The sequence below is a fragment of the Aeromonas sp. ZOR0002 genome, from assembly GCF_963866995.1.
Taxonomy (GTDB): Bacteria; Pseudomonadota; Gammaproteobacteria; order Enterobacterales; family Aeromonadaceae; genus Aeromonas; species Aeromonas caviae.
In genome coordinates this window covers 874-13,389 of the sequence record NZ_CAWMFQ010000323.1, presented here as the reverse complement: position 1 = coordinate 13,389, position 12,516 = coordinate 874, and the positions used below count along the sequence as shown (strand labels likewise).

Here is a 12,516-nt window from a genome sequence, read left to right as displayed (position 1 = left end):
TATCGCACGCCCCATCACAGCGCCTCGGCGGTGGCGCTGGTGGGCGGGGGTACCCATCCCAGGCCTGGCGAAATTTCCCTCGCCCACAACGGGGTACTGTTTCTGGATGAACTGCCGGAGTTCGAGCGCAAGGTGCTCGACTCCCTGCGCGAGCCGCTGGAAACCGGGCACATCACCATCAGTCGTGCCGCCCGCCAGGTGGATTTTCCCGCCCGCTTCCAGCTGGTGGGTGCCATGAATCCCAGCCCCTGCGGCCATTATGGCGACGGCCAGACCCGCTCCAGCCCGGATCAGATCCTGCGCTATCTGGGCAAGCTCTCCGGCCCCTTTCTCGACCGGTTCGATCTGACGGTAGAGGTCCCGCTCTTGCCCAGGGGGAGCCTGACCGGCAAGGCGGAGCGGGGGGAATCGAGCCAGCAGATACGCGAACGGGTGCTGGGGGCGCGAGAGCGCATGCTGAGTCGCAGCGGAAAACTCAATAACCTGCTGGATAGTCGTGAAATCGAAGATGTTTGCAGATTATCGCCACAGGATGCCGAGTTTCTGGAAGGTGCCATCCAGAAGCTGGGGCTCAGCATCCGGGCCTGGCACCGCATCCTGCGGGTATCGCGCACCATCGCCGATCTGGCGGGGCACGCCACCATCGAGAGAGCCCATCTGATCGAAGCCCTGGGCTATCGTGCCATGGACAGGCTGTTGTCGCGGCTGCGCGGGGGCCAGTGAGCGGGGGAACGGCAGCAGCCACCACCCGACTCGGAAAGGGCGCCACCATGGTCTAGTCGTGGGCCGGCTGATATTATGGCAACAGATCTGACCACTTGGTTGCCATCCACCGATACGAAGACGGATTCCACCATGCCCAACAAGCTGATAGAGCGACTGCGCGGCAGCCTCTCGACCCTGCTCTATTTCATCAACACCCTGTTCTGGTTTGTCCCCGTCCTGCTGCTTGGCCTCATCAAGCTGCTGCTGCCCTTCAAGGGGGCGCGACGTCTCTGCAACACACTCCTGGACGGCTGCGCCACCCACTGGATAGGTTTTAACAATCTGATCCAGAAAACCATCATCAACACCCCTTTCGATGTGGTCGGAGTGGACAAAGGGCGCCGGAATGAGTGGTATATGGTGATTGCCAACCACCAATCCTGGGTCGACATACTGGTATTGCAGCGGATTTTTAATCAAAAAATCCCCTTCCTGAAGTTTTTCCTCAAGAAAGAACTGATTTGGGTACCTTTTCTCGGTCTGGCCTGGTGGGCGCTGGATTTCCCATTCATGCGGCGTTATTCCCGAAAATTTCTGGAAAAGCACCCGCATCTGAGGGGAAAAGACATAGAAACCACGCGCAAGGCGTGTGCCCGTTTCCGCCATATGCCGGTGAGTGTGATGAACTTCGTGGAAGGGACCCGCTTCACCGTCGGCAAGCACGACAGGCAAGGGGCACCCTATCGTCATCTGCTGCACCCGAGAGCAGGGGGCATCGCCTTCACCCTGGCGGCCATGGGGGATCAACTGCACAAGCTGGTGGATGTGACCATCGCCTATCCCGGCGGCGTCCCCAGCTACTGGGACTTCATGTGCGGTCGGGTCAAGGAGATCAAGGTTCGGGTCCGCTTTCTGCCGATCGAACGCAATCTGGTGGGGGATTACTTCAATGACCCCGAGTTCCAACAAGAGTTTCAACAGTGGTTGAACGGGATCTGGCACGAGAAGGACCAGACCCTGGATAAGCTGCTGGCGGACAAGACGCAGTAAGACACTCATGCCAAACCTGCTCCCGGGCCCCCTGGTGCTGTTCATCAGCGCCGGCCTGACCATACTGTTTACCGCCCTGTGTGCCAGCCTGATCCTGCTGGTTTCTCTGGCCAAACTGCTGCTGCCCGTGCCGGCCTTTGGTCGCGCCTGCAGCCGGCTCAACAATCGCTTCATGGGCCTGTGGCTCGGTTGCAACGCCCTGGTGATCCGCCTCACTACCCGCATCGACTGGCAGATTGAGGACAATACCCGGCTGCGCAAGGATGGCTGGTATCTCATCATCAGCAACCACATGAGCTGGACCGATATCGTGGTGCTCGGCCACCTGTTTCGCAATCGTCTGCCGGTGCCCAAGTTCTTCATGAAGCACGAGCTCATTTACATCCCGCTGCTGGGGCTCGCGTGCTGGGGGCTGGACATGCCCTTTATGCGCCGCTATTCGAGAGAGTTTCTGTTAAGAAATCCGCATCTGCGGGGCAAGGACATCGAGACCACCCGCAACGCCTGCGAGAAGTTTCGCCACATTCCCACCACCGTCATCAACTTCGTGGAGGGGACCCGCTTCACCGAGCAGAAGCGCGAGGCCGCCCGTTCCCGCTATCGCCATCTCATGCCCCCCAAGGCGGCAGGACTCGCCTTCACCCTGGCAGCCATGGGCGATCAGTTCGACAGCCTGATCAACGTCACCATCAGCTACCCGGACAACCCCGACACCCCCTTCAAGGATTTCCTGATGGGGAAGATGAAGCGCATCCGGGTGCGGATCGAGGAGCTGCCGGTGGACGAGCAACTGGTGGGGGACTACTTCAACGACAAGCAGTTCAAACGCGGTTTCCAGGAGTGGCTGAACGCACGCTGGAAGGAAAAAGACGACGTGCTGGCGCAGTGGAAGGCGGCCGATGCGGCGGCTCAGACCGATCTGCAGGCAGCCAAGGCGAGCGCCGAGGCCAGCTCGGGCAGCTGATCCTCGCTGAACACCGCGATGCCATGGCGGCGCAGCAAAGCCGTGGTCTTGCCCTCTCCCGCCAGTGAAACCCCTTCGAAGCGGCCATTGTAGATGCGACCGCTGCCGCAGGAGGGGCTCCCCTCCTTCAGAAGGGCGAAGCGAATGTCCTGCTGCTGACAGAGGGCCAGCGCAAGGGCGGCGCCCCGATCGAACTCGGCCGTCACATCCAGCCCGCTTTCGGTGACCACCCGCTCCCCCTGGCGCTCGGCAGGGGGGCGTGGCGTCGGCAGGCCACCCGCCACCTCGGGGCAGAAGGCCAGCGCCCGCCCCTCGGCTCCCAGCGCCTGCAGCCAGTCGCTGACAATCCCCTTGCTCTGGCCGTCGTAACGCACTGGCTGCCCCAGCAGACAGGCGCTCACCAGCACCTTGTGCATTCCCGTCTCTCCCATGCTTTCACTTCCTGTGTGAGGTGCCAGTGCACCAGACCCGCTATGGGGCGACAATACGGCTTTCGCAGACATCGGCTTATGCTTCCGCACCGTGCATCACCTGATCGAACATGACGCAACAGGGGGTCTCCAGCCGATAGAGGATGGCGGGACGTTGCTTGCCGGTGCGCTTGCGCCCTGTGTCCACCAGGATGTCGGCACGGTGGAGCCGCTTGCGAAAGGCGGCCGTGTTCATGGGGGTCTGCAGGACGATCTCGAACGCCCGTTGCACCTCGGAGAGGGTGAATTCCGCCCCCAGCAGATGCAGCGGCAGGGTGCTGTAACGGCTCTTGATCCGCAGCCGCTCCAGCCCCATGGCGACCAGCTTGCCGTGATCGAAGGCGAGTTGCAGGCCGGGCAGATCGTCCAGAGGATGCCAGCGACCGCGCACCGCCCCCCCATCGGGATCCGCCAGACAGAGATAGACGAGGGTGGTGGACCAGCCGCGGGGATCCCGCTCCAGGTTGCCGAGGGTACAGACCTGCTCGCTGTAGCAGTGCTCCAGCCCCCACTCTGCCAGCAGGCGATGGCGAGCCGCGTCCAGATCCCGATCCCGGGTCTCGTCGATGCGCAGGGCCGGCAACTGCCAGCAGTGGGCAAAGGGGGGGCGATCCCGGGTCTCGAGAAGCAGCTCGAGCCGCTCCTCGCGCAACCGCAGCACCACCATATCCAGACTCATTCTCGGCATCCTGGTCGACCTGCTCGCCTTCTAATAATGTTTGGTAGATAATATCACAAGAATATTATGTGAAGGAGCCATCCATGGGAATCATCGCCAGCCTGGATATTGATGCGCAGAAGGGATTCACCCCCCTCTGCCCGAACGAGCTGCCCGTCGCTGGCGGGGATACCATAGTAGCGGCGCTCAATGCCCAGGCAGCCCTCGCCACCCTGCGAGCCGGCAGCAAGGATGCCCACCCCGCGAACGCCCCCTGGGTGGTGACCGAACCCGGTGCCATGTTGCAACCCCTTGCACTGGCGAATGCCGATCTCACCTGGCCGGCCCACTGCGTACCCGGCACACCTGGGTTCGAGCTGCTCGACGGCCTGCCCGCCCCCATCGACTACGACTTCTTCGTCTGGAAGGGGGTCGAGCCGGACCTGCATCCCTATGGCGCCTGCTATCACGACCTGGCGGAGCGGCGCAGCACCGGGCTCATCGAGTTTCTGCAAGCCCGCGGCGTCACTACCGTGCTGGTCGGCGGCCTCGCCACCGACTACTGCGTCAAGACCAGCGTGCTGCAACTGCGTCGCGCCGGTTTCCGGGTCATCGTCCACCTCGACGCCTGCCGCGGCATCGCCCCCGAGACAATCGACCAGGCCCGCACCCGGATGATCGAGGCCGGCGCCGAGCTGGCCCAGACCCTGGCCGACATTCAACGCCTGCTGGATGCCTGATATGCCTTCCATTTTCCACTGCCCACCCGACACCGGCGCCCACCCGTCACAGATGCAGCCAGAGTGCGTTGCCCGCGCAGCACTCATCACAGGAGCCTGATATGCCTCCCATCCTCCACAGCCTGCTCGACACCGATGCCTACAAGCTGCACATGCAGCAGGCGGTGTTCCATCGCTATCCGGATGCCGACGTCGTCGCCGAGTTCCACAGCCGCAACGAAGAAGATCTGCTGCCCATGATGGGCCAGATCGAGGAACAACTGCGCCTCGCCGGCTCCCTGCGCCTGACCCGGTCCGAACTCGACTTTCTGGCCGAACGCCCCTTCTTCACGCCCGACTACCTGGACCACCTGCGCCGCAAGCCGCTGGACGCCTCCCTGCTCAAGGTGTTCGAGCAGGATGGCCGCATCAATGTGCGGGTCGAAGGCCCCTGGCAGGACGTGATCCTGTGGGAGATCCCGGTACTCGCCATCATCAGCGAAATGCGTAACCGCTTCCGCTACCCCCAGTTCGGCGTCAGCCAGGCACTGGAGCGGCTCGATCAGAAGATCGACAAGCTGGAGCGGGAGCTGAGCCGGGAGGAGATGAGCGAGTTCAACCTCATCGACTTCGGCACCCGTCGCCGCTTCTCCCTCGCGGTACAAGACGCCGTGGTGGGTCGCCTCAAGGAGCGGCTGCCGGCGTTTCGCGGCACCAGCAACTACCTGCTGGCCCAGAAGTACCGGTTGCCCGCGGTGGGCACCCAGGCCCACGAGTGGTTCCAGGCCCACCAGCAGCTCGGCTTCCCGCTGGAGCTCAGCCAGCGCGCAGCCCTCACCAGCTGGCTGGACGAATTCACCAACCACCTCGGTATCGCGCTCACCGACTGCATCACCATGGATGCTTTCCTGCGTGACTTCGACTTCGAGCTGGCGAGCCGCTACCAGGGGCTGCGCCACGACTCCGGCGATCCCGTGGTATGGGGCGAGAAGGCCATCAGCCACTATCAGCGGCTCGGCATCGACCCTGCCGAGAAGACGTTGGTCTTCTCCGACGGGCTCAACCTCGACAAGGCCGTCGAGCTGCTGCGCCACTTCCGTGGCCGCATCAACACCAGCTTCGGCATCGGCACCAAGCTCACCTGCGATCTGCCCGGCGTCAGCCCGATGAACATCGTGTTCAAGCTGATGGAGTGCAACGGCGGCCCGGTCGCCAAGATCTCCGACAGCCCGGGCAAGACCCTCTGCCGGGATGCGGACTTCATTCGCAACCTCAAGCAGGCCTTCCACGTCGGGGTCTGAGTCAGGCCCGCGAGATGCCAAACAAAAAGCCCGCCGGTTTGCACCGGCGGGCTTTTGTATCGACTCAGGAATGATCAGTCCTTCTTGGCCAGCAGGAATTTCACCAGCTGGTTGAACTGCTCCTGGGAAGTGATGGATTCAATCTTCACCATGTATTTGCCGTTGACCAGGAAGGCCGGCACACCGCGCACATTGTAGCTCTCGGTGTTGCGATCGAACTGGGAGACCATGCCGGAGACGGCGAAGCTGTCGACGGCACCGTCGAACTCCTCGGCCGGCACGCCATTGTCCACGAAGACCTGCTTCACGTCGGCGCGGCTCTGGGGGATCTGGCGCTGGGTGTGGATCTTGTCGAAGATGGCCGGGGTCAGCTTGCCTTCCACGTTCAGCAGATTGGCGACGGCGTAGGCACGCTGCATCTCGGGGCCCATTTCACGGCCCAGGAAGGCCACCGGGTTCTTCTTCATCGGCACGCCTTCCGGCAGGCTCTTCTTCAGATCCTCGGCAATCGGCTCGAACTTGGCGCAGTGCGGGCAGAAATAGGAGAAGAACTCCATCACTTCCGGCTGGGCGCTGCCGGTCTGGCTGACCACGTCATAGTTGACACCTTCCTTGAATTGCGGGGCGGCGTGAACCATGGGGATCATCAGCATGGCAGCGAGGAAAAATAGTACTTTTTTCATGACGTTTCCTGTTAAGGGATCACTGTGAGGCACGCCCGGCGAACCGAAGCAGTCCAAGCCTATTGCCTCACCCTCGTGCCGTCAATGGCAAAGGCAGACAGGCGGGACCGCCATCCCGCCTCCCACGGGCACCTTGCCGCTGTGGCAATGGTGCGGGCGACACCACCAGCGGACGCCCCGTGGCGTGGCGATCTGCCGGGTTCACGCCCCTACCACTGCGGCATCAGGCTGAGCGGCGGGGCCTTCAATGCCTCGAGCTGATCATGCAGGGTCGCAATCTGCTGGCGCCAGTAGTGTTCGGTGTTGAACCAGGAGAAGTGGCGGGGGAAGGCGGGATCTTCCCAGCGTCTTGCCAGCCAGGCCATGTAGTGGACGATGCGCATGGCACGCAGCGGCTCGATGAGCGCCAGCTCCCGCGGGTCGAACTCCATGAACTCCTCATACCCCGCCAGCAGGGTATCGAGCTGGATCTGCTGCTCATGACGCTCCCCGTTCAGCATCATCCAGAGATCCTGGATGGCAGGGCCGGTGCGGCAATCGTCGAGATCGACAAACAGGGGGCCGTCACGCCACAGGATGTTGCCCGGGTGGCAGTCCCCATGCAGGGAGATGCGCGCCACATCCAGGGTCATGGCGTCGCATACGTGCCGGATCAGCTCGTCCAGCACCCCGAAGAAGGACTTGGCCAGCCCGCTCGGCAACCACTCGCCTGCCGCCAGCAACTGACGCGGCTCGTGCAGCATGCTCTCCACATCCAGCGGAACCCGGTGATGAAAGGCATGGCTGGCACCGACGCTGTGGATGCGACCGAGGTAACGCCCCACCCACTCCAGCTGGTCCAGGTTGTCCACCTCGAACTGACGCCCCCCGACGCTCTGCCAGATGGCAAACGGGTAGCCCTGATGCTCCAGCAGGGTCTCGCCGGCAAAGGCAATGGGAGCGGCGACCGGGATCTCAGTTTCACAGAGGCGAGCAGCAAACGCGTGCTCTTCCAGGATCTGGGCCCGGCTCCAGCGACCGGGGCGGTAGAACTTCACCACGTAGCGACGGCGATCCTCATCCTGGAACTGATAGACGCGGTTCTCGTAACTGTTGAGCTCGATAAGGCCGGAGTCGATGCGCAAGCCGCTGAGATCGATGGCATCCATGATGAGATCGGGATTGAGGTCGGAATAGTTGAAACGCATGTCATCCACCATAGAAAAGGGGCGCTGTTGCGCCCCATTCTATCACCACTGTCTGCCGTTGCCGTGCATGGCGGTGCGCCTTGCCGTCACAACCTGCTGATAAACTTGCTCGGTTGGCGCAAGGTCCCCTTGCTGTCATCCGGCGCCGCGCCTTCCCGCTTGATCACGAACTGGACGTCCAGAGTGGGGCGCTTCAGGTTGAAGGGATCCACCGCCAGACTCACCGGCAGGGTATAGATCTCACCCGCCTTCAGGGTCACCTCGCGGGGTCCGAACCACTGGTACTCCGGCAGCCCTTCCACGTCCAGCCGGTAGGTCTGGGAGTTCAGGGTCTTGTTGAGGATCTTCAGGGTATAGGTGTTCTCGATGAGCCCTTCACTGTTTTCCCGGAACAGCTGGTTGCGATCCCGCAGGATGTCGAGCCCCATGGGCATGATGGACATGGCGTTATAGACGAAGACCCCCAGCATGACGACCATCACCAGGCCATAGCCAATCAGCTTGGGCCGCGCCACCTGGGTTTCACTGTGGGCCAGCTTGTGCTCGGTGGTGTAACTGATGAGCCCCTTCGGATACCCCATCCGCTCCATGGTCTGATCGCAGGCGTCGACACAGGCGCCGCAGTTGATGCACTCGTACTGCAGGCCGTCACGGATGTCGATGCCGGTCGGGCAGACCTGCACGCAGAGGTCGCAGTCGATGCAGTCCCCCAGCCCCAGAGCCTTGGGATCGGCCTTGCGACCACGGGCGCCGCGGGTCTCGCCACGCTGGCTGTCATAGCCGACGATGTAGGTGTCCTTGTCGAACATGGCGGACTGGAAGCGGGCATAGGGGCACATGTGGATACACATGATGGCGCGCATCCAGCCGGCGTTGCCATAGGTGCAGGCGGCGAAGAACAGCACCCAGAAGATGACCCAGCCTCCCGCCTGCAGGGTGAAGAAATCGGGCACCAGGTGGAAGACATCCTGGAAGTAGGCGACGAAGGTCAGCCCCGTGCCCAGCGACAGCAGGATCCAGGCCAGGTGCTTGGCGCCCTTCCGGGCCAGCTTCTCGCCGCTCCAGGGCGCCGCATCCAGCTTGCGACGCTTGTTGGCGGCCCCTTCCAGCTTCTCCTCGAACCAGATGAACAGGAAGGTCCACACCGTCTGGGGACAGAGGTAGCCGCACCAGACCCGGCCCAGGAAGGTAGTCACGAAGAAGAGGGCGAAGGCCGCGATCATGAAGACCCAGGCCAGCAGGGTGAGATCCTGCGGCCAGATGGTGGCACCGAAGATATGGAACTGCTGGTGCTCCAGATCGAACAGCACCGCCTGACGGCCGTCATAACGCAGCCAGGGCAGGAGGACAAAGAGCGCGACGAAGAACCAGCCCATGGCCTTGCGCACCCGTTGCCAGTAGCCGGTCTGGGAGCGGACATAGATGCGGTTGCCGGGGTTGAACCTGTCATCTCCCGCCTTGAAGGTGTTGGGATTGAAGGTCCCGGTGACGTCACCGGTCACATCCTTGATGTCGATCTTGTCCTTGTCGGCCATTGCAACACATCGCTCCACTCATATTGTTATGAAAGCGATTATATCTTAAACAACCTGCTAATTGTGTGGGTTAAATGTATCTATAGTTCGAGTCCCGTCGCAATTTCAGGCAACAAAAAAGGCCCATAGCCAGTTGACTATGCGCCTTTTCACAGATTCTCTTGAAACCTTTCTCTGATGGCGATGTGACGCCCGGATTACTTGATGCCGCGTGCCTTGAGCAGGGCCTCCTTGAAGTCGGGCACGTGATCCTTGGCCAGCCCCGGGATCATCGCCTGCTTGTCGGATTCCCGCATCTTGAGGTGGTAGATCAGCATGTCGTCGGTCAGTGCGGACAGGGGACCGTCAAATCCCGCCTCCTCGGCCAGTTTGGCAACAAACTGCACCAGGCTGAGATCCTGCTCCTTGATCCAGGCAGGCTGCAGCAGTTCCAGCAGCTCTTCGATACGATGACATTGCATAGACGACCTCTTTAATCTGTCTTGTGAAACTCAGGCAACCTTACCCATCAAGGCTACTTCGATACGATCCCGGCCATTATGCTTGGCCTGATAGAGCGCCGCATCCGCTTTCTGGATGAGCTCGGCAATAGAGTGATGCTGATCCGGCACCAGGGTCGCCACCCCGAAGCTGCAACTGACCCGCCCCGAGACCCGGGATTTGTGGTGGGGAATGCCGAGGGCTCGCAACGAGGTACGCACCTGCTCGGCGATCTGCATGGCCCCCTGCAAGGTGGTGCAGGGCAGCAGCAGGGCGAACTCCTCTCCGCCGTAACGGGCAGCGAGATCGTCTTCCCGCCGCAGCACTTCGGCCAGCAGGCTCGCCACCTGTTGCAGGCACTGGTCCCCCACCTGGTGACCATAGTGATCATTGAACTGCTTGAAGTAGTCCACATCCACCAGCACCAGAGAGAGAGGCGCCCTGGCACGGTGGCAGCGACGCCAGGCGCGCGCCAGGGAGTCGTCGAGATGGGCCCGGTTGGCGATGCCGGTCAGACCGTCGAGGCGGGACGTGAGCTTGAGGTGCTCGGAGACCGCCTTCAGCTCGGCCACCAGATCCGCATTGGAAAAACTGTGGTAGAGAGAGGCCACCTGATCCCGCCGCAGGCGCCGCAGCAGGGTCGGCAGAAAGACGAACAGATACCCCGCCAGCATGCAGGAGACGATACGCTCCTGGGTGTTGCCGCCACTGAGCTCGAACAACATGGCAAACCCGAGGGGCAGCACGGCCCCATAGAGGGTACGACGGCTGCCGAACAGCATGATGGCACTGCCGGTCAGGATCAGGCTGGAGAGCATCATCATGGCGGCACGATAGGTGTCTGGCAGCTTGTCCATGTAGAGCAGCACGCCCAGTGCCCAGACGATGGAGGTGATGGTCACCCCGACAAAGAGCTCGCGCTCGAGCACCGGCAGCGGAAGCTGTGCCAGCCTGGGCTGGCGCCAGCGCAAATGCCACCAGCGCCCCAGCAACAGCAGCAGGACCAGACCGAGCCAGCCCAGCGACTCGCTGGCCGGCAGGTAATCGTGGAACAGCAGGCTCCAGCTGATCGCCAGCAGCCCCAGGCAAGGCAGGCTGAAGGAGGCATGGGTATAGAGCTGGACCATGATGGCCCGCCGCACCTGATATTTCACACTCTGTGTCAACTGGGTACTCCCTGTACAAGAGCCGCACAGTTTAACACTCCCCTTTCCTGCTCAACAATCAATCGACCGCTATTAAGCTGCCACTCAGCGCGTCCTCTCCCGCACAGGCTCCGACAGACCCTTTTCTGCAGGGTCGAATGGCGCAGCCCTCCCTCACCCTTTCTCCAGCTCGTCGAGGATGGGGCACTGGGGATTCGCATCTCCGTGACAGCAGCTCACCACCTCCTCGAGGGCGCTGAGCATGGCTTGCAAACCGGCGATGCGGGAGCGTAGATCGACGATTTTCTCCTGGGCCAGCTTCTTCACCTGGGCACTGGTTCTGTGCTCGTCCCGATAGAGTGCCAGCAGCTCCTGACACTCCTCCAGATTGAAGCCGGTCTCCCGCGCCCGCTTGACGAAACGCAGCTCGCGCAGGGCCGATTCGGTGTAGCTGCGGTAGCCGTTGTCACTGCGCACCGGCGCCGAGATGAGGCCGATGCTCTCGTAGTAGCGGATGGTTTTGGCGGTCAGTCCCGTGGCCTTGGCTACCTTGCTGATGTTCATGGATGACTCCTTAACGGTTCGATTCAGTGCTGACATTGTGGCTGACCTGGGCAAGTGCCCGTGGCTGCCAGCGTTTCAGTAACAGGGAATTGCTCAAAACTGTGATGCTGCTCAGGGCCATGGCCGCCCCCGCCAGCTCGGGGCTGAGGTAACCCAGTGCCGCCAACGGAATGCCGATGATGTTGAACACGAAGGCCCAGAACAGGTTCTGCTGGATGGTGCGCCAGGTCGCCGCCGAGATATCGATGGCATCGGCCACCAACCGCGGGTCAGATCGCATCAGGGTGATGGAAGCGGTCTCCATCGCCACGTCGGAGCCGGAGCCCATGGCGATCCCCACATCCGCCGCCGCCAGCGCCGGGGCGTCGTTCACCCCGTCCCCCACCATGGCCACCAGCCCGCGGGTTTGTGCCCGCAGCGCCGCGACCTTCTCCACCTTGCCGGCTGGCAGTACGGAGTCAAAGGCCCCGTCCAGCCCCAATTTGGCGGCGATATGGGCCACCGGCGCCGGTGCATCACCGCTCACCAGCCAGCTGGCGATGCCGCGCTGACGCAGGGTGGCGATGGCTTCCGGACTCTCGGGGCGCAGGGTATCGGCCAGCGCCGCAATGCCAGCCACCACGCCGTCGATGGCCACCCAGACCCGGGTCGCGCCGTCGGCAGGCTGTTTATCCTGCGCGGGCACCTCAATGCCGAGCTGGGCCAGCAAAGAGCCATTGCCGATGGCGACCGTATGACCGGCGACCTGACCGACAATACCGGCCCCGACCCGCACCTCGACGGCTTCCGGCTGAGGCAGCGTAACCTCCTTGCCGACCGCCTCGCGCATGGCCAGCGCCAGCGGGTGTTCACTCGCCTGCTGCAGGGCGGCGGCCAGACGCAGCTGCTCGGCTGTGCCACTCCAGCTGGCCAGCACCGGCCGGCCCTGGGTCAGGGTACCGGTCTTGTCGAAGATCAACGCCTTGATGGCGTGGGCCTTCTGCAGGGTATCGACATCCTTGATCAGAATGCCGTGGCGCGCCGCCACCCCGGTACCGGTGACGATGGCCGCCGGT

General features: G+C 62.6%; 14 protein-coding genes. 5 read left to right on the top strand and 9 right to left on the bottom strand.

Annotation, left to right across the window (positions count from 1 at the left end; all coding sequences use genetic code 11):
* From AACR77_RS17435 to AACR77_RS17425, 3 genes are all read left to right on the top strand, one after another.
* Positions 1–723: ATP-binding protein (locus AACR77_RS17435; RefSeq protein WP_042883010.1), on the top strand; the 723-nt coding region annotated here is incomplete at its 5' end.
* Between the two features lie 132 nt (positions 724–855).
* A complete protein-coding gene (locus tag AACR77_RS17430) occupies positions 856–1,755 on the top strand; it encodes an acyltransferase (protein WP_039039683.1) in 900 nt (299 codons plus the stop codon).
* A 7-nt stretch (positions 1,756–1,762) separates the two neighbouring features.
* A complete protein-coding gene (locus AACR77_RS17425) occupies positions 1,763–2,719 on the top strand; it encodes an acyltransferase (RefSeq protein WP_042883007.1) in 957 nt (318 codons plus the stop codon).
* Here AACR77_RS17425 and AACR77_RS17420 read toward each other — a convergent pair.
* Together AACR77_RS17420 and AACR77_RS17415 are read right to left on the bottom strand one after the other, a co-directional pair.
* Positions 2,665–3,150, bottom strand: coding sequence for a DUF523 domain-containing protein (locus tag AACR77_RS17420; protein ID WP_042883004.1), 486 nt, complete (start codon positions 3,148–3,150; stop codon positions 2,665–2,667). The genes AACR77_RS17425 and AACR77_RS17420 overlap by 55 nt on opposite strands.
* Positions 3,151–3,226: 76 nt before the next feature.
* On the bottom strand, positions 3,227–3,877 hold the full coding sequence (locus AACR77_RS17415) for an NUDIX hydrolase (RefSeq protein ID WP_029314880.1): 651 nt from the start codon (positions 3,875–3,877) through the stop codon (positions 3,227–3,229).
* Positions 3,878–3,951: 74 nt separating this feature from the next.
* Here AACR77_RS17415 and AACR77_RS17410 point away from each other — a divergent pair, with 74 nt between their 5' ends.
* Entirely contained in the window at positions 3,952–4,587 is a 636-nt protein-coding gene (locus tag AACR77_RS17410) for a nicotinamidase (protein ID WP_041214225.1), read from the top strand.
* Positions 4,588–4,688: 101 nt separating this feature from the next.
* Positions 4,689–5,867: a nicotinate phosphoribosyltransferase gene (gene pncB / locus AACR77_RS17405; RefSeq protein ID WP_010676094.1), complete on the top strand. Its 1,179-nt coding sequence runs from the start codon at positions 4,689–4,691 to the stop codon at positions 5,865–5,867.
* A gap of 74 nt (positions 5,868–5,941) precedes the next feature.
* Here pncB and AACR77_RS17400 read toward each other — a convergent pair whose 3' ends face one another.
* From AACR77_RS17400 to AACR77_RS17370, 7 genes are all read right to left on the bottom strand, one after another.
* Positions 5,942–6,550 carry a thiol:disulfide interchange protein DsbA/DsbL gene (locus AACR77_RS17400; protein ID WP_010676095.1) on the bottom strand — a complete coding sequence of 203 codons (609 nt, stop codon included), beginning with the start codon at positions 6,548–6,550 and terminating at the stop codon, positions 5,942–5,944.
* 209 nt (positions 6,551–6,759) lie between these two features.
* A complete protein-coding gene (locus tag AACR77_RS17395; RefSeq protein ID WP_042016426.1) occupies positions 6,760–7,749 on the bottom strand; it encodes a serine/threonine protein kinase in 990 nt (329 codons plus the stop codon).
* Positions 7,750–7,823: 74 nt separating this feature from the next.
* Positions 7,824–9,272, bottom strand: coding sequence for a cytochrome c oxidase accessory protein CcoG (gene ccoG / locus AACR77_RS17390; protein ID WP_042883002.1), 1,449 nt, complete (start codon positions 9,270–9,272; stop codon positions 7,824–7,826).
* 197 nt (positions 9,273–9,469) lie between these two features.
* Positions 9,470–9,733 (bottom strand): YihD family protein, encoded by a 264-nt coding sequence (locus AACR77_RS17385; protein ID WP_010676098.1) that lies wholly within the window; start codon positions 9,731–9,733, stop codon positions 9,470–9,472.
* Between the two features lie 30 nt (positions 9,734–9,763).
* The gene (locus tag AACR77_RS17380) at positions 9,764–10,918 is read right to left on the bottom strand and encodes a GGDEF domain-containing protein (RefSeq protein WP_041211999.1); all 1,155 of its coding nucleotides are present in this window, start codon (positions 10,916–10,918) and stop codon (positions 9,764–9,766) included.
* A 153-nt stretch (positions 10,919–11,071) separates the two neighbouring features.
* On the bottom strand, positions 11,072–11,461 hold the full coding sequence (gene cueR, locus AACR77_RS17375) for a Cu(I)-responsive transcriptional regulator (RefSeq protein ID WP_042883000.1): 390 nt from the start codon (positions 11,459–11,461) through the stop codon (positions 11,072–11,074).
* A 10-nt stretch (positions 11,462–11,471) separates the two neighbouring features.
* Positions 11,472–12,516 (bottom strand): HAD-IC family P-type ATPase (locus AACR77_RS17370; protein ID WP_042883016.1); only part of this gene is annotated, 1,045 nt, incomplete at its 5' end.

Bases quoted from the DNA above. Each gene is read 5' to 3' on its own strand.
- AACR77_RS17430 (WP_039039683.1), top strand. From the start codon at position 856: ATGCCCAACAAGCTGATAGAGCGACTGCGCGGCAGCCTCTCGACCCTG.
- AACR77_RS17425 (WP_042883007.1), top strand. From the start codon at position 1,763: ATGCCAAACCTGCTCCCGGGCCCCCTGGTGCTGTTCATCAGCGCCGGC.
- AACR77_RS17420 (WP_042883004.1), bottom strand. From the start codon at position 3,150: ATGGGAGAGACGGGAATGCACAAGGTGCTGGTGAGCGCCTGTCTGCTG.
- AACR77_RS17415 (WP_029314880.1), bottom strand. From the start codon at position 3,877: ATGCCGAGAATGAGTCTGGATATGGTGGTGCTGCGGTTGCGCGAGGAG.
- AACR77_RS17410 (WP_041214225.1), top strand. From the start codon at position 3,952: ATGGGAATCATCGCCAGCCTGGATATTGATGCGCAGAAGGGATTCACC.
- pncB (WP_010676094.1), top strand. From the start codon at position 4,689: ATGCCTCCCATCCTCCACAGCCTGCTCGACACCGATGCCTACAAGCTG.
- AACR77_RS17400 (WP_010676095.1), bottom strand. From the start codon at position 6,550: ATGAAAAAAGTACTATTTTTCCTCGCTGCCATGCTGATGATCCCCATG.
- AACR77_RS17395 (WP_042016426.1), bottom strand. From the start codon at position 7,749: ATGGTGGATGACATGCGTTTCAACTATTCCGACCTCAATCCCGATCTC.
- ccoG (WP_042883002.1), bottom strand. From the start codon at position 9,272: ATGGCCGACAAGGACAAGATCGACATCAAGGATGTGACCGGTGACGTC.
- AACR77_RS17385 (WP_010676098.1), bottom strand. From the start codon at position 9,733: ATGCAATGTCATCGTATCGAAGAGCTGCTGGAACTGCTGCAGCCTGCC.
- cueR (WP_042883000.1), bottom strand. From the start codon at position 11,461: ATGAACATCAGCAAGGTAGCCAAGGCCACGGGACTGACCGCCAAAACC.